Origin of the sequence: Streptomyces sp. NPDC015220, from assembly GCF_043079345.1 — a bacterium.
Lineage (GTDB): Bacteria > Actinomycetota > Actinomycetes > Streptomycetales > Streptomycetaceae > Streptomyces.
This window is the reverse complement of sequence record NZ_JBIBUK010000002.1, coordinates 115,565-136,675: the sequence shown is the minus strand read 5'-3', so window position 1 is coordinate 136,675 and position 21,111 is coordinate 115,565. Positions and strand designations below refer to the sequence as shown.

The 21,111-nt window shown below is 66.1% G+C and carries 20 protein-coding genes; 16 read left to right on the top strand and 4 right to left on the bottom strand.

The genetic code is table 11. The annotated features are described in order from the left end of the window. Positions 1-393, bottom strand: coding sequence for an ATP-binding protein (locus tag ACF061_RS05505; protein WP_392266148.1), 393 nt, complete (start codon positions 391-393; stop codon positions 1-3). A gap of 667 nt (positions 394-1,060) precedes the next feature. Between ACF061_RS05505 and ACF061_RS05500 the strand changes: the two genes are divergently transcribed. The 4 genes from ACF061_RS05500 to ACF061_RS05485 are packed head-to-tail and all read left to right on the top strand — an operon-like array spanning position 1,061 to position 3,522. Beyond that, positions 1,061-2,140 carry a helix-turn-helix domain-containing protein gene (locus ACF061_RS05500; protein ID WP_392265511.1) on the top strand — a complete coding sequence of 360 codons (1,080 nt, stop codon included), beginning with the start codon at positions 1,061-1,063 and terminating at the stop codon, positions 2,138-2,140. Between the two features lie 25 nt (positions 2,141-2,165). After that, positions 2,166-3,020 carry a helix-turn-helix domain-containing protein gene (locus tag ACF061_RS05495; protein WP_392265510.1) on the top strand — a complete coding sequence of 285 codons (855 nt, stop codon included), beginning with the start codon at positions 2,166-2,168 and terminating at the stop codon, positions 3,018-3,020. A gap of 8 nt (positions 3,021-3,028) precedes the next feature. Then, positions 3,029-3,229 carry a DUF397 domain-containing protein gene (locus ACF061_RS05490; RefSeq protein WP_392265509.1) on the top strand — a complete coding sequence of 67 codons (201 nt, stop codon included), beginning with the start codon at positions 3,029-3,031 and terminating at the stop codon, positions 3,227-3,229. Then, complete coding sequence (locus ACF061_RS05485; RefSeq protein WP_392265508.1) at positions 3,226-3,522, top strand: hypothetical protein; 297 nt, start codon at positions 3,226-3,228, stop codon at positions 3,520-3,522. Before ACF061_RS05490 ends, ACF061_RS05485 begins: the two co-directional genes overlap by 4 nt. A gap of 23 nt (positions 3,523-3,545) precedes the next feature. Here ACF061_RS05485 and ACF061_RS05480 read toward each other — a convergent pair whose 3' ends face one another. Further along, the gene (locus ACF061_RS05480; protein ID WP_392265507.1) at positions 3,546-4,115 is read right to left on the bottom strand and encodes a hypothetical protein; all 570 of its coding nucleotides are present in this window, start codon (positions 4,113-4,115) and stop codon (positions 3,546-3,548) included. 1,204 nt (positions 4,116-5,319) lie between these two features. Here ACF061_RS05480 and ACF061_RS05475 point away from each other — a divergent pair. From ACF061_RS05475 to ACF061_RS05445, 7 genes are all read left to right on the top strand, one after another. Further along, on the top strand, positions 5,320-6,882 hold the full coding sequence (locus ACF061_RS05475; RefSeq protein WP_392265506.1) for a hypothetical protein: 1,563 nt from the start codon (positions 5,320-5,322) through the stop codon (positions 6,880-6,882). Beyond that, positions 6,879-7,397, top strand: a complete 519-nt coding sequence (locus ACF061_RS05470; protein ID WP_392265505.1) for a hypothetical protein — start codon at positions 6,879-6,881, stop codon at positions 7,395-7,397. Before ACF061_RS05475 ends, ACF061_RS05470 begins: the two co-directional genes overlap by 4 nt. 46 nt (positions 7,398-7,443) lie before the next feature. Continuing rightward, positions 7,444-8,118 carry a VWA domain-containing protein gene (locus tag ACF061_RS05465; RefSeq protein ID WP_392265504.1) on the top strand — a complete coding sequence of 225 codons (675 nt, stop codon included), beginning with the start codon at positions 7,444-7,446 and terminating at the stop codon, positions 8,116-8,118. An 8-nt stretch (positions 8,119-8,126) separates the two neighbouring features. Then, positions 8,127-9,356, top strand: a complete 1,230-nt coding sequence (locus ACF061_RS05460; RefSeq protein WP_392265503.1) for a protein phosphatase 2C domain-containing protein — start codon at positions 8,127-8,129, stop codon at positions 9,354-9,356. Further along, positions 9,353-10,297: a hypothetical protein gene (locus ACF061_RS05455; RefSeq protein ID WP_392265502.1), complete on the top strand. Its 945-nt coding sequence runs from the start codon at positions 9,353-9,355 to the stop codon at positions 10,295-10,297. Before ACF061_RS05460 ends, ACF061_RS05455 begins: the two co-directional genes overlap by 4 nt. A gap of 110 nt (positions 10,298-10,407) precedes the next feature. Then, positions 10,408-11,094 (top strand): DUF6308 family protein, encoded by a 687-nt coding sequence (locus ACF061_RS05450; protein WP_392265501.1) that lies wholly within the window; start codon positions 10,408-10,410, stop codon positions 11,092-11,094. 107 nt (positions 11,095-11,201) lie between these two features. Continuing rightward, positions 11,202-12,638 (top strand): DNA phosphorothioation-associated putative methyltransferase, encoded by a 1,437-nt coding sequence (locus ACF061_RS05445; RefSeq protein WP_392265500.1) that lies wholly within the window; start codon positions 11,202-11,204, stop codon positions 12,636-12,638. A gap of 6 nt (positions 12,639-12,644) precedes the next feature. On the opposite strand, the gene dndA is transcribed toward ACF061_RS05445, so the two are convergent. Further along, positions 12,645-13,799 (bottom strand): cysteine desulfurase DndA, encoded by a 1,155-nt coding sequence (gene dndA, locus ACF061_RS05440; protein ID WP_392265499.1) that lies wholly within the window; start codon positions 13,797-13,799, stop codon positions 12,645-12,647. Positions 13,800-14,043: 244 nt separating this feature from the next. Between dndA and dndB the strand changes: the two genes are divergently transcribed. The 5 genes from dndB to ACF061_RS05415 all read left to right on the top strand — a co-directional run bounded on the left by dndB (position 14,044) and on the right by ACF061_RS05415 (position 20,445). Then, a complete protein-coding gene (dndB, locus tag ACF061_RS05435) occupies positions 14,044-15,183 on the top strand; it encodes a DNA sulfur modification protein DndB (protein ID WP_392265498.1) in 1,140 nt (379 codons plus the stop codon). Continuing rightward, positions 15,180-16,760 carry a DNA phosphorothioation system sulfurtransferase DndC gene (gene dndC, locus ACF061_RS05430; protein WP_392265497.1) on the top strand — a complete coding sequence of 527 codons (1,581 nt, stop codon included), beginning with the start codon at positions 15,180-15,182 and terminating at the stop codon, positions 16,758-16,760. The genes dndB and dndC overlap by 4 nt, the downstream gene beginning before the upstream one ends. Then, positions 16,747-18,774, top strand: coding sequence for a DNA sulfur modification protein DndD (gene dndD / locus ACF061_RS05425; protein WP_392265496.1), 2,028 nt, complete (start codon positions 16,747-16,749; stop codon positions 18,772-18,774). The genes dndC and dndD overlap by 14 nt, the downstream gene beginning before the upstream one ends. Continuing rightward, entirely contained in the window at positions 18,764-19,141 is a 378-nt protein-coding gene (dndE, locus tag ACF061_RS05420; RefSeq protein ID WP_392265495.1) for a DNA sulfur modification protein DndE, read from the top strand. The genes dndD and dndE overlap by 11 nt, the downstream gene beginning before the upstream one ends. A gap of 521 nt (positions 19,142-19,662) precedes the next feature. Next, the gene (locus tag ACF061_RS05415) at positions 19,663-20,445 is read left to right on the top strand and encodes an IS5 family transposase (protein ID WP_392265494.1); all 783 of its coding nucleotides are present in this window, start codon (positions 19,663-19,665) and stop codon (positions 20,443-20,445) included. On the opposite strand, the gene ACF061_RS05410 is transcribed toward ACF061_RS05415, so the two are convergent. Next, entirely contained in the window at positions 20,411-20,896 is a 486-nt protein-coding gene (locus ACF061_RS05410) for a hypothetical protein (RefSeq protein WP_392265493.1), read from the bottom strand. The two genes, ACF061_RS05415 and ACF061_RS05410, sit on opposite strands and share 35 nt — an antisense overlap. Positions 20,897-21,111 lie beyond the last annotated feature (215 nt).

Here is a 21,111-nt window from a genome sequence, read left to right as displayed (position 1 = left end):
TCAACACCCCGTGTCCTTCTCGGCCCACACGGTCTTGCCCGGCCCGTTCACCCGGGGCATCGCCCCCCACCGATCGGCCAGCGCCGCGACGAGCAACAGCCCCCGCCCGGACTCCACATCACCGGGCGGCTCGCGGTGCGACAGCAACGGCACCCGCTCGCCCCGCGCGTCCGAAACCTCGACCCGCACCACCCCCTCCAGTGCGATCAGCCGCACCGCGAAGTCCCGCCCGGCCACATGCCCGTGCCGTACGGCATTGGAGACCAACTCGGCGGCAACGAGCGTGAGCGCCTCACTGACATCACCCCCGTACGGAAACCCCCACGCGTCCAGCCGGTGCGCCACCAGCCGCCGAGCGAGCCGCGCACCACGCGGAGTCGAGCTGAAACGCATGGCGAACTGGTCGAGTTCGACACCGGCCGACCGAACGGGACCGAGGACGGACGGGTCCACCACAGAAGAGGGAAGGTCGTTCATACCCCCACGGTCGAGCCCGGGGGAGGCCCCTGACCAGCCCCGACACGCGCACACCCGAACCCTGTAGGCGCGGCCACCGCACGTGTAGGCGGAAGACGGCGACACCCGGACCGACGCCCCCTCGCCGACCCACCGCCCCCGGGCCCCCACCCTCGGCGAGGACCCTCGCGGCCCCGACCACGACTCAGCCCACCGGGTCGCGACCGCCCACGCCCCGGTAGTCCCCGCCGCTCTTAAAAACCCCTGGAAGAAACAACCCAACCAAACCAACCCCCCGCCGCCACGACGACACTGAGCCTGGACGGCCGAACGGCCGAACGGCCGAACGGCCGAACGGCCGAACGGCCGAACGGCCGAACGGTCGAACGGATGGACCCGACGTGGAAGGACTGACACGGGCGGGATCGAGTTGTGGCTCGGCCTCGGTCTCGCCCCGGCCACCCGATCGTGTGAAGCAAGGCAGTTCGGCCCGAAAGGTGAGGTACGTTCGCGACAACAACTCCACACACCACACAGAACGGCCCCCGGCAGGACGGCAATCCGCACCAGGGGCCTGACCAACCAGGAAGCCGATACCTTCCCGATGGCTGACCCGCAGTCTAACGCGGCCGCATCCGCGTACCCATGCCCCGAGAACACCCCTCGCGCAGGTGTCCTCCACATCCGCCACCGCCATACCGAGCGCTACACGGTGGTCGGCAATCACCTGGCCCAACACCCCGCCCTGTCGGCCACGGCGATCGGTTTGGGCGTACACATCCAGTCGCTCCCGGACGGAGCCCCGGTCACGATCAAGACCCTGGCGGCCCGCTTCAGCGAGGGCGAGACAAGGATCGGCCGGGCCCTGAACGAGCTGGTGAAGGCCGGCTACCTGATCCGCAGCCGCATCCGCACGAACAACGGCCGGGTCACCACCCGCACCCTCTTCACCGACAACCCGACAGCCGACCGCAACTCCACCCAAGCTCCGCCCCCACGACTGCACCCACCCCGCCCTACAAGCCCGCCCACCAAACACCCCCGCACCCACCCCACGCCCGATCCCCCCACCACCAAAACCACCACCCGGCAGCCCACCCCCACACAGCCGCCCCCCACACCCCCCACACCCCCCACACCCCCCACACCCCCCACACCCCCCACACCCCCCACACCCCCCACACCCCCCACACCCCCCACACCCCCCACACCCCTCACGCCCCCGACCGGCCCGGCCGCAGACCTGCTCTCCCGCCTACGCCTCGCAGACCCGAGACTCCTGCTCTCCACCCGAGACGTCCAAGACCTCACCTCCGAGGTGAACGCCTGGCTGTCACGAGGCGCCACCCCACCCCAGATCACCCGCACCCTGACAGCAGGCCTCCCCCCAACCCCAGTCCCCATCCACCACCCGTCCCGCTTCCTCTCCCACCGCCTGCGCACACTCCTCCCACCCCCCACTCCCTCCCAGCGGCGCGGACACCTCCCAGCAGCCCGCGACCCCACCCCCACTGATCAACTGCGACGGCTGCGACCGGGCCTTCCGCTCCCACGACCCGCAGTCCCGCTGCGCCGGCTGCCGCCCCGCGTACGAGCCCGAGGCAGCGTGACGAGCCACCTGCCACGCGTTCCGGTGAACCCGATTCACCACCCGTCGCAGTGGCCGCACCAGGCCCTAGCGTGACGACGAAACGGAGGGATGAGGACGGATGCACGACCTGACCAGCCACCCCAACGAAGACGAGACAGGCCCCGAAGCCACAACCGACCAAATCCCCAGTGTCCTACGAGTCTTCGGCCGCCAACTCAAACGCTTCCGCCTACGCGCCGGGCTCGAACGCCCCGACTTCGGCGCCCGGACCGGCTACTCCCCCTCCACCATCGCCGCCTTCGAACAGGGCCGCCGAGTCCCCCCACCCACCTTCATCGACCAGGCGGACGACCTCCTGGACGCAGGCGGCGTCCTCTGCGAAATGAAGGAGGCGGTGGCGGAGGCGCAGTACCCGGCGTTCTTCAGGAACGCGGCGAAGCTGGAGGCGGATGCCCTCGCAATCAGCGTCTACGACGCTCTCCTGGTCAACGGCCTGCTCCAGACAGCTGACTATGCGAGAGCCGTGTTCGCGATGTGGCGTCCGTTCCTGGACGAGGATGTGATCCAGGAGCGAGTGGACGCACGGTTGACCAGGCAGAAGCTGTTGACGAAACGCCCCGCAGCAGGTCTGACGTTCGTCATGGAGGAGGCCGCTCTACGGCGTCCGCTCGGCGGAGAAGACATCTGGCGCGAGCAGTTGCGGCACTTGCTCGTGATCGGACAGATGCGGAACATCGAGATTCAGGTCATGCCGTGGGATCGCAGGGAACATGCCGGACTGGCCGGTCCGTTCACCTTGATGGAAACCAAGGAGGAGCGGAAGATCGCCTACACGGAAGTGCAAGGCGACAGCCGCGTGCACACGGCACGCGCCAAGGTGCGGGAGCTCGAAGCCATCTACGGAACCCTGCGAGCCCAGGCACTCACCCCGGCCGAGTCGCTTGCCCTGATCAGAACCCTGGAAGCGGGATGAAGGCAGACATGACTGGACGGAACCCAGCACCCCTGACCTGGTTCAAGAGCAGCTACAGCGCCGGCGACGGCGGCCAATGCGTCGAAGTCGCCGTGTCCCCGCACGGCCTCCACATACGAGACTCCAAGAACACCGAACGCGCCGACCTCACGGTTCGCCGGCATGCTTGGGCATCCTTCATCGGCTTCGTCGCGGAACGCGCCGAGTGATCTCGGAAGAGGCCATGGCTTTGCTCACGCCCCTGGATGAAGCGGTAGCCGTCCTCAAGGCTCCTCTGGAGGAAGAGGACCGGGCGCAGGGCTGGACCGACGACCTCCGAAGAGAGATACAGGAAGAGATCTCGACCAGCCGCTCAGCGCTACGTCGCCACGGGATGGGCACGGCGCGATACCTGCGTCCCCGGCTCAACGAATGGCTGGACCGAGAAGGCGTGCGGTCCGGAAGCCTCCGCAACCTGGTGGACGACGTGCAGCGGACCCTCGAAGAAGCTCGGACAGCCTGACCTTACGGACGGCGGCGGCGCCGTCACCACTCGTCGTAGTCACCGATCACCCGGAAGCTCCCCACGACGCCGTCGTCACCGAACAGGCTGCCCTGGACGGTAGGGGTCACCACGCCATTGGTGCCGCCGTGCGGACCCACAGTGGCGACCGGAGACCCGTTGTCACAGGTGAAGCCACGGAAGACCTCGACAACCTTCCGGCTGTCATTGAAGACGTTGAAGCTACTGGAGCCCAGCCCACTCACCGCGGTGATGCACCCCTCACCCGCGGCCGAGTACTCCCGCTCATTGAAGTAGATCCTCCCCCCTTCCTCATGCCCGCCCCCATGGCCCCCGCCCTCGCGCTTCTCTTCCCCACGCGCGCCACTCCCCACGGGAGCCGCAGCAGGGGCGGCACGCTGCACCGGCTTGGCCCGTTGAACGGGCTTGGCTTGTTGGCCGGGCGCAGCCACGTGATGAACAGCCGGAGCCGCGTGGCGAACAACCGGAGCCGCTGTCGTGCCCCCGGAACCCGAGGCGTACGTGATACCCGTGGCCCCAAGCACGGCCGCGCCCACACCGGCAGCGGCCACAACAAATCGACGCGTGAACATGTCAGTCCCGTTTCTCTCAGTCTCGCGGCCGCCAGCCGGCCAACCGACCTGAGACGAACGTAACGACACCCCCTACACCTGTCATTTCAGACAATCCCCACGTGTGACACCACAAGCCCACCCAGGCGAAACCCCCCTCACCGCATACCAACGACCTCACCGAAGCCCCAGCGCCCGCAGCACCAACCCCTCACCCTGCCCGACAAGCGAACCACCCTGAGCCCCCACCGGTCTCGGCCTGATCCATCAACGGCTGGATCACCAGACACCCCACTCCCGAGAAACACAACGACAAGCCGACCCCGCCAGGCGAGCAACCAGAGCGCGCCCCCGACCCCGCTGGCCCGCCTTGCCCAGGAAGCGGCGAAGCGGAGCAGCCCCCGAGGTGTCCACAGGTGCAACATCGCGTCCCCGTTGCTGCCAGCCCCATGGCTGCCGATGGCCAAGCGCTGGCTCATTCGGACCGGCCAGGGCCACGGATCTCGTCGCCCCTGGTGCCGACTGGGCCCGGACCACCTCTTCCGTAAAACGCCGAAAGCCGGAAGCACTCCACGGCATGGAAGGATTAGAACCTGCACACACGGCTCCGGAGGCCCTTGGTGTGCCAGGCATTTCTCCTGGTCAGAGGCTCGTTGCATGACGAGCGATAAGCCCCAGTCCACGAATGGTCCGCGCGGTGCCTCGACCGACCGGTGCGGTCGTCCTGATGCTCCAGGTAGGGCCAGTGATCGAAGGAGCCGAAGTTGGCACCCAGCGGCTGGATCGCGCCGCCTCGACCGTCCCGCGTACGTACCATGCACCCGAGGCCGAGGTCCGCCTTGGCTGCGGCTCCCGCCGCGATTTCGGCACCGGCTCCGGCTCTGGTTCGATGATCACCCCCGGGGAAGCCCCTTCGTCGACTTCAGTTGGACGACCCCTCGCTTACGACCGTCCCCGCTCATCCGCCTCACCCCCCTCAACTGCGTGTCACGTCAGTCCCGACCGGATTCACAGAGCATCACACTTCCACTACAACCCTGCACTACTCTCGACCGTCTCTTGTGGAGGATGTGAAGGTCCATCCGATCGACGCCCATGCGGCTTGGGGGCCATGCGCGCTCCGATCAAACTCGCCGGTGCCGCCAGTGCATCGATCCGTCATACGACCTGGCGACAGCCATGGGCAGGATAGGGGAGCCCTGTGGGGGTTTTGCACGACAGATCGGTGACCGCCCGTCACCTTGAGGACCAGGCCCAGGATCCTGCGCTTGCCCCACGAGCTGAGGAACTACGCGCGCTCGCCCGTGCGATGGACTCTCGCGAACTCGACGCGCTGGACGCCTGGGCCGACCTCGACCTGATGGCCAACTTCGCCCGCCCCGAGAGCATGGTGTGCGACGTGACGCCGGCGACTAGCCGTCGGGCCGCCCTGGTATCGAAGACCGTCGACGGGCTGGACTGGGTCCTCGGCGCACTCGTCTTCATGCCGCTCATCTTTACCTGGTCCGGTCTCGCGATGGCGACCAGCGCCTATGGCGATCTCACCACCGCGGACCCGAAGGCGGCCAGGCGCCCCTTCCTCCAGCTGTGGCAGACCGGCTTCGAGGGGCACCTCAGCGGTTGGTTCGAGTTCGGCCACGTCGCCGAGGTCGGCAGCGTCGCTCTTCTTGCCCTACTCGCGCTAACGCTGCTCCACGGCAATCGTCGTGCCGCCGCGGACCGGGCAGAGCAGAGGGCGGAGCAGGAGACCCGTGCCGCGATGGCCCGCCTGGTGCCCGTACTGACCGAAGCCCAGCTGATCCTCAACGCGCACCGCTTTGCTTCGCCGGGAAGGTTCGCGGAGGAGCTCAACAAGGCCGGCGGGAAGATCCAGCGCATGCACTCCAAGGCGCTCGCCGCACAGAAGCATCTCGTCAACGCCGCCGAGGTGGTCCGTGAGGCGTTGGAAAAGGCGGAAGAACGCCTCGCGGAAGCCGACGATTCGGTTCGACCCCTCGAGACGGCGGTGGCGCGGATGGCTGACACCGTCCGGGACAGCGGCACTGCGATCCGTACGGCCGTGCGCGACTTGGACCAGCCGCTCACGCAGGTCGGCGACGAGCTCCGGCATGCCGTCAACGGCCACCGCGAGGCCCTCGATCGTAGCCGCGACAGCCTGATCACCGCCACAAACGATCTTCGGAACCTCCTCTCCCGCACCACAGACAGGCTGGAGGCCACTGTCTCCGGCAACGGTGACGACGTCCGTACCGCGCTCACGGATGCGGCTCAGCGCGTCGAGGACTCCGTTACGCTGCTGGCCGCCACGCAGCGCTCTTTCACCACCAGCGTCGAAGTAGTCGGCGACCTGCACAGCCAGCTCATCGACGGCCTCAAGGCCATGGCCGAACACACCGAGCAGGCGGCTGGGGACTCCCGGCAGGCCGTCTCCGGCATCGCCGACCGCACGAAGGCGCTCGACGAGGCCGCGAAGCGGTTCACTGCCCTGATCGACGTCGTGGAGCGTGCCGCCAAGGACGGCGACGCGGCGCGTGCGGCCGCCGAAATCGAGCGCCGCATGGCGGAGGACGCCAGGAAACAGGCGCAGGAAGCGCTCGCGAGGGCCGAGGAGATTTTGCGCCAGGCCTCAGCGTCGACACCGCCGGTGCCTCCTGCGTCGTCCATGTCGCCGAGTAACCCGTTCCCCGCGCAGCCGCAGCAACGTGAGCGCTCGGATGCCAGGCCGCATTCCTCCTCCGACGCCGCCTATCCCCAGCGGCCGCCGGTAAGCCTGGACAAGGCCTCATGACCGCCTCGTCCGGGTCCGCGAGCGAGAGGCGCCGGTTGAGTCGGTTCAACCCGCTGCACCTCGCCGGCTGGCTCTTCGCCGATATGCTCCTCGTCCTGGCCCTGGTCTCCCTGGGGGACCGGGCCGATCCGCTCGCAGCCCAGTCGGCGGCGAAGCCGAAGCCGTCGCCGTCCACCTCGGCGTCCCCTTCGCCGTCACCGACGCCCCCCGGGCCCCGGTCGCTTGAGCTGAAGCCGGTAAAGATCCGGGTGCAGGCGGCCGCAGGCGACCGGTCTGCCATGGTCGCGCAGGTGCGTGCGGCCACTGAGCGGTACGGGGACCGCCAGGCCGCTCTGGTCCTCACCTTCGGCGAGTCTCCGGAGACCAGTCAGGGTCAGGCGTACGCCGATGAGATCAACAAGGCGCTGAAGAAGGCCCGTCCGGACATGTTCGGCAAGTCCGTGGAGCGCCCGTTCTGGCAGGGCAGCCCGACCTCTGGCAGCGCCGCGCTCGAAATCTACTTCTACACCCGCTGACGGCCAGGCCGTCGTCCCCCACGTTCCATCGATTCAGGAGCAAGCAATGCAGCTTCTTCCCTTCTACCTGGTATGCGACGAGTCCGCCTCCATGGCCGCCGGCGGCGTGGACGCCATCAACGACGCCCTGCCGGATCTGCACGACGAGATCAGCTCCAACCCGGCCGTCGCCGACAAGGCCCGATTCGCGATGATCGGCTTCTCCACCAGCGCCACCCTGCTCCAGCCGCTGGTCGACCTCAGCGAGATCGACTCTCTGCCGTCGCTGTCGGCGGGTGGCGTGACGTCGTTTGCCTCGGCGTTTCAGCTGCTTAAGGACACCATCCAGAAAGATATCGACCGGCTGAAGGGCGAGGGCCACTCCGTCTTCCGCCCGGTCGTCTTCTTCCTGTCCGACGGTGCTCCGACTGACATGCCGGACACCCTCTGGCGCGATGCGCTCAAGGAACTCAAGGAGTTCTCCTACGCCCCGAAGATCATCGCCTTCGGCATCGGCACGGCCGATCCGATGACGATCGCTGAGGTCGCCAACTTCAAGGCGTTCATCCAGAAGAGCGACAATGTCACTCCCGCTGTCGCCCTTCGCGAGTTCGCGTCGAGCTTGACAAACTCGATCGTCAACTCGACCACCAGCATCTCGTCTAAAGGGGGCGAAGGCTTCGACCTTAAGGTCGACGACCACGTGGACGGGTACACCAGCCTCTCCCTGGACAAGATGTGAGCGCGCCGATGAATCATGACGACCCGCGCGTGCCAATCAGCGCGGACGAGCAGATGGACCAGGCCGTGGCGCTGGTCAGTATGGGGTTGCCTGCGCCCTTTTCCGCTCCTCTTCCGGCCGAGGCGGTCGCGGCCTCGGCGTCCCCGCTGCCCCAGGCGCTGCCGACGCCCCACGTCTTTCAGAAACCGCAGGTCGAGCTGGATGCTTCAGGTCCCCACGAGACCTCGCAAACTCAGGTCCAGCCGCAGCCGCAACTGACCCCGGATCCCGCCCCGGTATCGGCCCTGCAGCCGACCCCCAATCCGTCGGCGGTGAACCCCGGCTGCGCGTGCGGCGGCACTGCGCGCACGTTTCCCGAGCACATCGGCAGGCGTCCCCCCGCCTATCCGCTGTTCCCGAAGAACAAGCCGGCCGTCGGTGAGGACGATTTCGCTGCCTTCACCCCGGATACCATCGTCGATGGTCTCACCGTGCCCGGACTGGCCGTGCTGGGCGCGTCCATGCGGGGCGACTCCCATCGGTGGGAGGGGACCTGCCGCCAGGACGCGATGGTGTTGGCTCGGATTGGCGAGGGCAATGAACAGTTGCTGGTGCTCGCGGTGGCGGATGGTGTTGGTTCGTCGAAGCGGTCCCACGTCGCTTCGCAGGAATTGGCTCACGCCGTGATCAAGGCTTTGGACACGAAGGCCCGGGACCTCCACAACCTGCTGGCGGCCCAGGACCATCAGATGCTCATCGCTGCCGTCAACAGCGCCATCGGCGAGGCCGTGCCCGACTGCCTTAAGAAGTGGGCGGCGAAGACCGCGGGGTTCGACGAGCGGGACTACGCCACTACTCTGCACCTCCTTCTGGTGCCCACGGACACCAAGATCCGGGACAGGGTATGGGTCAGCATTGGTGACGGCGGTTTGCTACGTCTCGTCGATGGCGAGTGGCACGGGTTGGAAGGCCAGGACGGTGGAATCGCCAGCACGAGGACGACCGCCCTGCCTTCAACCCGGTATGCCGCGGTCGCCCTGCTTCGATCCGAACCGGGCGAACTGCTGCTCCTCGGAACCGACGGAATCACCAATCCGATCAACCAGGAACCCGAGTTCCGTGCGCGTCTGGCCGCCTACTGGGGTATCGGCGAGGTCCCGACCATGTCTGAATTCCTCAGGCAGGCGCAGCTCCGCGCCAAGACGTACGACGACGACCGCACGGTCATCTGTGTGTGGGAGGGGGTGGCGGGCCGATGACGGCCGAGGACGGTCAGGATGTTGCGAAGTCATCGCTCACTCTCGGCGCCAAGATGGGCAGCGGCGGTCAGGGCGTCGTGTACCTAGCCAGCGATGGCCTGCTCTTCAAGGAATACAAGAACCCCGCCACCGTGAACGAGAGCGCCCTGGCGACTCTCCCCGCGCTCCGCCAGGCACTGTCTGACCCGGAGCGCGCCCATCTGGATCGGATCGCTGCTTGGCCGCTGTGCCGTGTGTCGGACGGAGGCCGTTCGGTCGGCTTCCTCATGCGCAATGCACCGGACGCGTACAGATGGCAGACGCCGAACGGCAAGACCAAGCTCCTACAGCTGCAGCACGTGCTCTACCCCGAGAGGCCCGCGACGAAGAACGTTCGCCGCCCGTCTCCGGAGCAGCGGCGCGCACTGGCCATGGCCTGTGCAAAGGCCGTCGACTGGTTCCACAGCACCAGCATGGTCATCGGGGACATTTCCCACGCCAACATCCTGTGGTCTCTGCAGCCGGAGCCGATGGTTCACTTCATCGATTGCGACGGCTTCCGTCGTGTTGGAGGAGTGTCGGTGCAGATCCAGGCTGACACCCCGGAGTGGGGCGACCCGCATACCCCGTCGGCGCAGGCGAGCGTGGACAGTGACGCTTTCAAGACCGCCCTGGCTGTCGTACGGATCCTCGCCGAGGACCCGTACGTCGTCCCGGGTGACCCGCTCAGATTCGTCGCCGGCTGCCTCAACGACCGCCAAGAGTCGGCCGTCCGCAGCCTTTTCGAGCAGGCGGGCGGCCCGGCCGGCACTAGGCCAAAACCGAGCGAGTGGTGTAACGCCATGAGCGACCGCGGCACCATCCAGCTCCGCGCGACGCAGCCCAGACAGCGGCCCGTCGTCGACACATCCGTCCTGGACGGCGTCCGCGATCGCAGGCCGATTCAATTGCGCCGCGGGTAGTGGCCGGGGGCTCAGGCGGGACCTCGACGGGCTGTTCCACGAGTATGGGTCCACGCATAGTCGACAGCTCGTAGCATAAGCATTGCTCTGATGAGAGCGGCGGCGCTGCCATGCGAAACGTCGAGGCTGCGGGGGGCTACGTGAGGACCATTGGAGCACTGCATGGGTGTGCGGAGAAGCACCTGCAGACCTACACAGATCCCCGGGGGCCCAGAGCCTTCCGCACGTATGACTGGCAGGGCGATCCGGACCGATTGAGCCCCTTGGACTGTCTGGCCCCGGCCCTGCTGAGCGTCCGCATGGGCTACAAGCAGGTAGTGCCGTTGTTCCACCCTGATGGCCCGGGAGCTGAGGTCCTGCAGGCCATGGAAGCGGTGCTTGCGAACAAGGGGTGTGCGACAGCGGACTTCTTGGACGTGACGCTGGATCCGTTGACGGGACCCTGGTCTCTGGTCGATCGAGCACTAGTGGCTGCAGGTGAAGCCGGCGGTACGGGGCTGCCCGACTTCAAGGCCGTTGCCGTCACCAAGATCCTCCACCGCAAGCGGCCTAACCTAGTGCCGATTTTCGACAGCAGCATTTACCAGTTCTACCTCGGCCAAAAGCCAGTTCCCGGAGCCTATAAGGACACTCCCCGGCGCTTGTGGCCGCTCCTGCAAGCAGACCTACGCCGTCACCGGGGTTGGATCCAAGACCTCATCGTCCCCATTCGTACGCCTGACGAGAGACCTCTTAGCCTTCTTCGAGCGGCAGACATCATTATCTGGGAACACACGGCCAGCGGGTGCGCCGCGTGATGGTGCCTTGCTGACACTTGAGGGGCAGGTTCGTCGTTGCGTGAGCGTGCCGGGCGCCGGTCTTCTACCCTGCTGATCGTGTCGTTACCTGGATGCAGGTGCCTGTGATGCAGCAGATGTGGGGTAGTGAGCGTCGCCGAACGGCGATCGGGCGGATGGCGTTGTCGGTCCCCGCGCGTCAGGCGCTGGCGGACCGCCAGTTGCTACCTGAGCGGACGATCCTCGACTACGGCTGTGGCCGTGGGGACGATGTTAGGGCTCTGGAGCAGTTGGACTGCCAGGTGGCTGGGTGGGATCCGTTTTACCGCTCCGACACCCAGCTGGTCGCCAGCGACGTCGTGTTGCTGACCTACGTGTTGAACGTGATCGAAGATCCGGTAGAGCGTCGGCAGACCTTGAAGCAGGCGTGGCAACTGACCTCGACGCTGCTGGTTGTCTCAGCCCGGCTGACCTGGGAGAAGTCAAAGGTCCACGGTCAGCAATTCGGTGACGGTCTACTGACGAGTCGGCAGACGTTCCAGCATCTATATGCCGCGAGTGAGCTTCGGGCGTACGTGGAGCAGGTGACCGGCGCGCGGGTGGTGGCGGCCGCGCCCGGAGTCGTCTACGCGTTCCGGGACGAGGGCGCCCGTCTGAGCTATCTGGCGCAGCGGGTGATCCCGGATGCCGAGTGGCTTGCTTCCGAGGACACCGCCTCAGCGGTGAGTGCGGTCGTGGACTTCTTCGAGCGCAGGGGACGTCCGCCACGGATTGAGGAGATGCCGCGGACTGTTGCGGAGCTTTTGGCTCATCTGCGACCTGGCGACGTCAAGCGCCTGGTGCGGGATGGTGCTGATCCTGAGCGGGCCGCTGCGGGGGCTAAGCGATCGACGTTGAACACGTTGCTCTACCTGGCGGTGGAGCTGTTCAACGGTCGTGGGCCGTTCGGGAGTCTGCCAGTGGGCTTGCAACAGGACGTGCGCACGTTCTTCAGTTCCTACAAGGAGGCTTGTCAGCGGGCTGACCGACTGTTGCTGAAGCTCCGCGACGACGGCTATGTGCGCAATGCCATGAACGCCTCCATTGCCGGCAAGGTGACACCGACGGCGCTGTACGTGCATCGACGCGCGCTGGAGCGGATCCCGACGGTATTGCGCTTGTACGAGCACTGCGCATCGATCGCTGCCGGTCGCCCGGAGGAGTGGACTGTGGCCAAGCTCAAGCACCAAGGGCGAGCGGTTTCGTGGCTGGACTACCCGGACTTTGACAAAGACCCGCATCCGCGGATCCGGTCCTCCTACATGGTGGACCTGCAGACGCTTGAGGCGTCCCATCTCTCATACGAGAGCTCGGCCAACCGGCCGCTGCTGCACCGCAAGCACGAGTTTCTGGCACCAGATGATGCGGACGTGCAGCGATACCGCCGATTGACCGAGTCTGAGATGCGGGCGGGGTTGTATGAACGGCCGCACCTGATCGGAACCGAGAACGGCTGGGAGGCCGAGCTCGTCAGGTGCGGCCGGCAGCTGCGCGGGCACCGGCTGGTCCGTCGCTCGGAGGCGTAGGGCTGGTCAACCTTCCTGAGGCTGCATGCTGGCGATGGTCTCGGCGAGCGGGAGGGGATCGAAATCGGCTGCCTGGGAGGGGAACCAGGAAAGACGCAGCCCGTTGGCAGCCACGGCGTCTTCCAGGCCCATCGCCTGAAGGACATGGCTGGGGGTGTAGGAGGCGCTGGTGCAGGCCGAGCCGGTGGCGATGGCGACCTGGTCTTTGAGGCGGACGATGAGTGCTTCGGCATTCAGCTCATCGAAGCTGACGTTGAGGATGTGGGGGACGCTGTGCTCTGGGTCTCCGTTGAGGCGGAAGCGCGTCGCGCTGAGCGCAGCAAGGATCCGTTCGCGCATCGCCTTCGCCTCCCGCTCCCACGTTGCCCGGCTCTCGGTGAAGATCTTCGCGGCCTCGCACAGGCCCATGATCAATGGAACAGCGAGGGTGCCGGGGCGCAGTTTGCGCTCCTGACCACCGCCGAACATGATCGGCTCCAGCGGCACCTTGTCCCATCCCCGCCGACGGGTGATCAGAGCGCCGACGCCCTTCGGGGCGCCGATCTTGTGGCCGGAGATGCTGATCAGGTCGATGGGCGCCATCAGGTCGGCGGGGACCTTGCCGTAGCCCTGAGCGGCGTCGACGTGCAGAAAGGTGGGCGTGGCGCGCAGCTTCTCCGCGAGTTCGGCGACCGGCTGGATGACACCGGTCTCGTTGTTGACGTGCATCAGCGACACGACCAGGGTGTCCGGGCGTAGCCGCTCCAGCACGGCGTCAGCGGTGATGCGGCCGCTGGGGCCGGGGGAGAGGAAGTCGACCTCGAAGCCACGGGTATCGCGTAGGTGCGTCAGCGGCTCCAGTACCGCCTTGTGCTCGATGGCGGAGGTGATGATGTGCTTGCGACCCGTGAGCTCGCCGTGCGGCGCCAGCCCGAGCAGAGCGATGTTGTTGGACTCCGTCGCCCCGCTGGTGAAGATCACTTCTTCCGTCTTGGCGCCCACGGTGCCGGCGATGAAGGAACGCGCCTGCTGCACCGCCTTCTTGGCGCGTGCACCGTACTCGTGGGTGCGGCTGCCGGCGTTGCCGAAGTCTTCGGTCATCCAGTGCAGCACCACCTCGGCAACCCGCGGGTCCACCCGTGTCGTCGCCGCCACATCCAGATACGCCACCACGGCGCTCACCCGCCTCTTTGCACGCTTCTACAACAGGTCGTACGTCAAGTGATTAACGTACACGCTGGGACCGCAGCGCATGAAGCCGCCACCTCGGCATGTGGACACCGTACTTGCGATGTCTGTTCCTGCCGCTCTGCGAGCTCTCTAGACGCACCGCCGGGGAGTGGACGTCATTTTCCGCACCTGGGTACGTCGAGACGAAGGTGACGTACGTTTCTCAGGAGACGTACGGGCACGCTAGAGTGCACGGGTGCAGACTGAAGCGGCGAGTAAGGCTGCGGGGCGGGTCGTCTCGCGAGTGTCGAATGGCTTTGAGTACACCTTCCCTGCGATCCGCGGGGTGCAGGCGGGGCGGGAGTTCTATGCGTCGATGTGCCCGCTGCGGCTCATCCCGAAGATCTTCCTCTTCGACGAAGATGATCTTTCTGCTGATCTGAGAGCCCAGCGCGTCCTAAATAAAGGACGCCTGCCGGCGCTCGCCCGCTACATCCTGGACAACCCCGAGGACTACGTGTTCAGTGCCCTGACTGCTTCCGTGGACGGGGACATGGTGTTCGAAAGCCAGGGCGCAGAGGGCGCCGCGCACCGTACGGGGCAACTGCGCATCCCGATGGATGCACGCTTCCTCATCAATGACGGGCAGCACCGCCGCGCCGCCATCGAGCTCGCGTTGAAGGAGAACCCGGATCTGGGGGATGAGACCATCGCCGTGGTCTTCTTCCACGACACTGGGCTCGCCCGCTCTCAGCAGATGTTCGCCGACCTCAATCGGCACGCCGTCCGTCCGGCGCGCTCCATTGGTGTCCTCTACGACCACCGGGACGTCAACGCGCAGATCACCCGGACCCTCACCGAGCGCTCGGTCATCTTCAAGGGTTTTGTGGAGATGGAAAAGAGCACCTTGTCCGCCCGGTCCCGCAAGCTGTTCACCCTGAGCGCCTTGTACTTCGGCAACCAGTCCCTGCTCCAGGGCCTCGAGCTGAAGCAGGAGGAGGCCAGCCGGCTGGCGCAGTCGTTCTGGGAGGCCGTGGATGCGGCGCTGCCCGAGTGGGCGATGGTGCGTGACAAGCAGCTGTCTGCTCAGGAGATGCGCCGGGACTTCATTCACAGCCACGGAATCGCCTTGCATGCGCTGGGTCGTGTCGGCAACTCACTCCTGCGGCAGTCCACCAAGGCAACTGCGTGGAAGAAGCGTTTGGCTCCGCTGAAGCACGTGGACTGGAGCCGAACCAATGCAGACTGGGAGGGGCGCGCCATCGTCGGCGGCCGCGTCTCCAAAAGCCACCAAAACGTGACACTTACCGTTAATTACCTACGCAAGCATCTGGGCCTGGAGCTGAGCCCAGAAGAGCAGCGCGTGGAAGACGCATACCTGCGAGGCGAGGCATGACCACCATCCCGCTCAACCTCGGGCTCACCCCCGTTCGCCGCAAGCCCTTCAACGGCCGCTCGCTGGATGAGGTCGTCACTGAGCTCACCGAGGAGATTCGCGAGCTCTACACCGCCGACCAGGTGCCGTGGGTCATCGGCTACAGCGGGGGTAAGGACTCGACCGCCGTCCTGCAGCTGGTGTGGATGGCCCTCGCAGACCTGCCCGCTGAGCAGCGCACCAAGGCCGTACACGTCATCTCCACTGACACCCTCGTGGAGAATCCCGTCGTTGCCGCCTGGGTCTCTGCTTCTCTAGGCACCATGCAGGACGCGGCGCAGGCACAGAGCCTGCCGATCGAGCCGCACCGCCTTACGCCGGAGATAAAGGACACCTTCTGGGTGAACCTGATCGGCCGCGGCTATCCCGCCCCGCGCCCGAAGTTCCGCTGGTGCACCGAGCGACTGAAGATCAAGCCGTCGAACAGCTTCATCCGCAGCGTGGTCGCTGCCCACGGCGAAGCGATCATGGTGTTGGGCATTCGCAAGGCAGAGAGCCAAGCCCGCGCCCGCGCCATGGAGAAGCACGAGAAGCGACGTGTGCGCGACCGCCTCTCCCCCAACGCCAACCTGCCCAACTCCCTCGTGTACAGCCCCGTTGAGGACTGGACCAACGACGACGTGTGGCACTTCCTGATGCAAAAGCCCAACCCTTGGGGTTACAACAATCAGGACCTGCTCACCATGTACCAGGGCGCCTCCGGGGACGGCGAATGCCCCCTCGTGGTCGACTCCACCACTCCCTCCTGCGGCTCCAGCCGCTTCGGCTGCTGGACTTGCACCCTCGTCGAGCAGGACAAGTCCATGTCCGCCATGATCCAGAATGACGAGGAGAAGGAGTGGATGCTCCCCCTGCTGGATCTGCGCAACAAGCTCGATGCCCCCTTCGGCCACTACAAGGAGGGCGACCCCGACCTTCCGCCTGGCCGTAAGGCACCGTTCCCACGCCCGGACAAGCCGGCCCGCGACTTCCGCCGGATGAACGGCAAGGTGATGCTGTTCAACGACGGCGCCATCCATGGCCCATATCTTCAGTCCTACCGCGAAGAGTGGCTCAAGGAGCTGCTCCAGGCGCAAACATGGATCCGTGCCCACGCCCCCGAGCACGTGCAGAACATTGAACTCATCACGCTCGACGAACTCCATGAGATCCGCAGGATCTGGGTGTTCGACAAGCATGAGGTCGAGGACAGCTTGCCACGGATCTACCAGGACGCTACCGGCGAGCCGTTCCCGGGCGGCCCGCTGGATGAGCAGCTCGTCATGGGCTCCGACGAGATGGATGTCCTCAAGCAGGTCTGCGACGGCGACGACCTGCACTACAACATGGTCCGCGAACTCCTCGCCGTCGAGCGAAAGTACCGCACCATGGCCCGCCGCTCCGGCCTCTTCCAGGCCCTCGAGCAAGCCGTACAAAAGGGCTACTACGACAACCACGAAGACGCCGTGGAATTCGCTACGCGCAAGAAAAAGTGGCGGGACGACATCGCCGAGAACCTGACCTTCGACGACGAAAACGAACTCGATGCTCCTGCGTAAGATCACCCTCGAAGAATTCGGGGCCTACCGCGGCAAGCAGTCTCTGGACCTCACCCCCAAGAAGAACAAGCCGATCATTCTGATTGGCGGATTGAACGGGTGCGGCAAGACGACTCTGCTCGACGCCATCCAGCTGGCGCTTTACGGCAACCGTGCACGCTGCAGTGGGCGCGGAACCAAGGCGTACGAGACGTACCTGCGGGAGAGCATCAACCGCAAGGCTGACCCCAGCCGCGGCTCTGCCATCACCCTCGAGTTCACTGTCATGGCCGGTGGACAAGAGCACTACTACCGTGTCGTCCGCAGCTGGCACATCAGCGGCAAAACACTCAAAGAGTTCCTCAACGTCTACGTCGACGAGACCTACGGCGAGCGGGTGAAGACTCAGCGCAACGCGGCGCAGGAAGGGAAGTTCAACCGGCTGCTCAGCGAGGGCTGGGCCGACCACGTCGAGTCACTGCTGCCCCTGGAAATCGCCTCCCTCGCCTTCTTCGACGGCGAGAAGATCGAGTCGCTGGCCAACCCCGAACGGGCGGCGTCCGTCATCGAGTCGGCAGTGCACTCTCTGTTGGGTGTCAGCACCGTCCAGCAGCTGCGCAACGATCTTCTGGCCCTGCAGCGGCGCCAGAAACTTTCCGACGAAGAACAGCACCTCCTGGACAACATTCGCACGCAGGAAACCGAACGCGATGCGGTGATGTCCCAATACGACATCGCCCACCAAGAGCTCGCCCAGTCCCGCAGCGAGCTCGGCAAGGCGCTACGCAAGCTGGAGAGCCTGGAGAAGGCGTTCGCCGACGAAGGCGGCGAACTGTTCACACGGCGCGTCGAGCTGGAGAACGACAAGAAGCAGGCGTTTGCCCAGCTGACCCAAGTGCGTGCGGAGCTCACGCAGCTCGCTGCTGGACCGCTACCACTGCTGATGGTTAAGCCTCTCCTGGACGACGTGCGCCAGCAAGCCATGAGTGAGCAGGAAGCCCAACAGTCAGCTCAGGTCCTCGATGTCCTGGAGGAGCGGGACCGGTGGCTGCTGGAGCTGATGCCCGACACCGTCCGCGCCGAGGTCATTAAAAGTCTGGATGACGACCGCGCCGAGCGCGCTGCCAAGACGCGGCTTCCGGTGGATCTGCGGCTGCCACACGATGCGCTGGCTCAGCTCACCGTCCTCGACGAACTGCTGCAGCGGGACACCCAGCGGTCCACACAGCTGCTGCACAGCGCCGCTGAACTCGCCGAACAGCTTGATCAGCTGGACCGGCAACTCGCCGGCGTTCCCGCCCAGGACAAGGTCGAGGCCCTACAAGTGGCCCGCGACGAGCAGATCATGGAGGTTGCCCGTTGTAAGGCCTCCTGCGACCGCGCCGCGGCCAAGCTGGATGACCTCAAGCGGCGCCGTGAACACGTGACCACCCTGCTGGAGCGCGCTCATAAGGAGTTCGTCCGCACCAAGGTCAAGGCGGAAGAAGTCGAGCGGATCATCAAGTACTCCGAGAAGGCTCGCGACACCCTCGAACGCTTCGGTTCCGCGCTCCTTGAACGGCACATCAACCGGCTTGAAGTGGCTGTCCTGCAAAGCTTCAGGGCCCTCATGCGCAAGCAATCTCTCGTCCACGACTTGCGTATCGACACCGACAAGTTCACGCTCACCCTCGCTGACGCTGAGGGCGAGGCCATCGATCCTGCGCGCCTCAGTGCGGGAGAGCGCCAGCTTCTGGCCGTCTCGCTGCTGTGGGGCCTGATGCGGGTTGCCGGCAACAGGCTGCCCAGCGTGATCGACACCCCCCTGGGGCGTCTCGATAGCCGTCACCGTGAGCACCTCGTCGACCGCTACTTCCCCAACGCCAGTGACCAGGTCCTCCTGCTCTCCACCGACGAGGAGATCGACGAGTACCTGCTAGGCCGTTTGAAGAAGTCCGTCGCCCACACCTATACGCTCGTCCACGACGATACTGAGTTCACCACCAGCGTTGTCGAGGGCTACTGGTGGAACGCAGGAGTGCAGCATGTCGGTTGAGAACGTCCGCCTGTCCCAGCCTGCCAAGGACCGGTTGATCTATCTCAAGCGCACCACCGGCATCACTCAATGGAACGTGCTGTGCCGCTGGGCGCTGCTGCTGTCGTTGAAAGACCCCTCCACGCCCCTGGTGAAGGACATCGTCACCGACTCCAACGTCGAGATGAGCTGGAAGACCTTCGCCGGCCAGCACGGCGACCTCTACCTGGCCCTGCTTAAACAGCGCTGCGTCGCCATAGGCGAGGAACCCACCGACGAGAACATCCAGCGCATCCTGACCGTCCACCTGCACCGTGGCATCGGCTACCTCGGTGCTGACAAACAGATGGCCACGATCGAAGGAATGGTCGGCGCCGTCGTGACGTGACTGTCTGATGTGCCTCTTATCGATCCCCCCATGGAGTCCGTCCTGGGGGGATCGGCGTATGTGCCTTCCCGAGCGGCAGAGTGCTGCCGCTGTAGCGCTACTCCGCCCTGTTGCTCGCCGGCCCGTCTCGAGAATCGGGGTCCAGGCGGTGGGCCGGCGCTTCCTACCTCATGCCCCAAATTTGGCGACTCCTCCTGGTAAATGGCTTTCTCCCCACACACGACCCGCAGATCACGCCGTTGCTCAGGTGTAAGAAGCCGTCGCTCTATCGATCTCGGTGGGCATGAGTTCGAGGTCACCGACTCGGTCGGGTGATCTTCTGGTTGGCTGGGCATGAGAGCGGGGCCTCCCGCACAGCTCGTGGGTGTCGAATCCCGAGCAACAGGAGGCCCCTGGTGCTGCAGTCTTCCGTTCCGACGCCGATGTCGTCCAACTCGGCTTCCCCGTCGTGCGATTGTCTCGCTCACCGGTTCGGGAATGCCAGGGACCGGCCGTACAGGCGACCGAAGTATCCGTCGGACATGAGCGACGCGGAGTGGGCCGTCGTACGTGACGCGATGCCGGTTCCCGGCTGGTTGGAGGGCCGCGGCGGGCAGCCGGAGAGCTACTGCCACCGGCAGATGGTCGACGCGGTGCGCTACCTGGTCGCGGGCGGCATCACCTGGCGGGCGATGCCCGCGGACTTCCCCGCGTGGGACCGTGTCTACGCCTTCTTCCGGCGCTGGCGGGACAAGGGTCTGACCGCCGAGTTCCACGTCCGGCTGCGTGACCGGGTACGTCAGGCCGCGGGCCGGGATCCGGAGCCGACCGCTGCCGTCATCGACGCGCAGTCGGTGAAGGCAGCCGCGTCGGTGCCGGCTGTGACCAGAGGCTTCGACGGCGGGAAGAAGGTCAACGGCCGCAAGCGGCACATCGTGGTGGACACTCTCGGACTGCTGCTGGCCGTGATGGTGACTGCGGCCTCGGTCACCGACCGGGGCGCGGGGCAGACCTTGCTGGCCCGGCTGCGTGAGCGCCACCGGCGCGTCACACGGGTGTGGGCCGACGGCGGCTACACCGGACGCCTGGTCGACTTCTCCCGCGAGGTGCTGCGTGTCGCGCTGACGGTGGTCAGACGCAGCGACGACGCCAGCGGTTTCGCCGTGCTGCCCAAGAGGTGGCCGGTCGAGCGGACGTTCGCGTGGCTGATGCGCTCCCGCCGCCTGGCACGCGACTACGAGACCCGCGCCGACACCTCCGAGGCGATGATCCGGTGGTCGATGAGCATGGTCATGAGCCGCCGGCTCGCCCGGCGACCGTCCTGAACATTCCCGGGCACTCCTCGACCAGCCAGCCCCGCGCGGCCAGGCGCTTCACCTTCGACCGAACTCCCTCGACTTTCGCCGCGACCACCTCCAGGCCCAGGGCCGCCGCGAGTTGCCGACAGTCCATCGCCTCCCCGCCCCGATCGGCCAGGATCTCCACGAGCCGCTGGTAGTCCGGCGCCAGCAAGTCGAGAGCGAACCCTTCCCTCCAGGCGGGAACCACCGATCCGGGCACCGCCTTTGCGACCCGCGCAGGCCGGTGACCGGCCACCTCGGCCAGGGGCGCCTTCTCGCCTGCAGCAGGTTCCGCCAGGACCTCGGCCACCGTCTGACGGGCGATAACGAACCGTTCCCACGCGGCTTCCGCCTCCTGCAGCTCGGACTGCAGGGCCTCCACCCGTTGCCGGGCAGCACGCTCACGCTCTTCCAGCAGCCCCATCACCGACGGCATCCGGCACCTCCACCGAAGAGACGACACGACGCCCCGTCTCTGCCACCAACGCACCGGCGCTATGCCTGACCAGCGGAAACGCACCCGTCACTTTCGGAAAGACAACGGCTTCTAACGCTCCTGGAACTGCACCTGGCGCAGGCGATCTTCATGTGGTCATATTGTGAATGGTGTAACGGTCAAGCACTTCGGGGTGGGGTGAGGTGTTGCCGTCT

Coding starts and splice junctions, on each gene's coding strand:
- ACF061_RS05505 (WP_392266148.1), bottom strand. CDS start 393: ATGCGTTTCAGCTCGACTCCGCGTGGTGCGCGGCTCGCTCGGCGGCTG.
- ACF061_RS05500 (WP_392265511.1), top strand. CDS start 1,061: ATGGCTGACCCGCAGTCTAACGCGGCCGCATCCGCGTACCCATGCCCC.
- ACF061_RS05495 (WP_392265510.1), top strand. CDS start 2,166: ATGCACGACCTGACCAGCCACCCCAACGAAGACGAGACAGGCCCCGAA.
- ACF061_RS05490 (WP_392265509.1), top strand. CDS start 3,029: ATGACTGGACGGAACCCAGCACCCCTGACCTGGTTCAAGAGCAGCTAC.
- ACF061_RS05480 (WP_392265507.1), bottom strand. CDS start 4,115: ATGTTCACGCGTCGATTTGTTGTGGCCGCTGCCGGTGTGGGCGCGGCC.
- ACF061_RS05470 (WP_392265505.1), top strand. CDS start 6,879: ATGACCGCCTCGTCCGGGTCCGCGAGCGAGAGGCGCCGGTTGAGTCGG.
- ACF061_RS05465 (WP_392265504.1), top strand. CDS start 7,444: ATGCAGCTTCTTCCCTTCTACCTGGTATGCGACGAGTCCGCCTCCATG.
- ACF061_RS05460 (WP_392265503.1), top strand. CDS start 8,127: ATGAATCATGACGACCCGCGCGTGCCAATCAGCGCGGACGAGCAGATG.
- ACF061_RS05455 (WP_392265502.1), top strand. CDS start 9,353: ATGACGGCCGAGGACGGTCAGGATGTTGCGAAGTCATCGCTCACTCTC.
- ACF061_RS05450 (WP_392265501.1), top strand. CDS start 10,408: ATGCGAAACGTCGAGGCTGCGGGGGGCTACGTGAGGACCATTGGAGCA.
- ACF061_RS05445 (WP_392265500.1), top strand. CDS start 11,202: ATGCAGCAGATGTGGGGTAGTGAGCGTCGCCGAACGGCGATCGGGCGG.
- dndC (WP_392265497.1), top strand. CDS start 15,180: ATGACCACCATCCCGCTCAACCTCGGGCTCACCCCCGTTCGCCGCAAG.
- dndD (WP_392265496.1), top strand. CDS start 16,747: ATGCTCCTGCGTAAGATCACCCTCGAAGAATTCGGGGCCTACCGCGGC.
- dndE (WP_392265495.1), top strand. CDS start 18,764: ATGTCGGTTGAGAACGTCCGCCTGTCCCAGCCTGCCAAGGACCGGTTG.
- ACF061_RS05415 (WP_392265494.1), top strand. CDS start 19,663: ATGAGCGACGCGGAGTGGGCCGTCGTACGTGACGCGATGCCGGTTCCC.
- ACF061_RS05410 (WP_392265493.1), bottom strand. CDS start 20,896: ATGCCGTCGGTGATGGGGCTGCTGGAAGAGCGTGAGCGTGCTGCCCGG.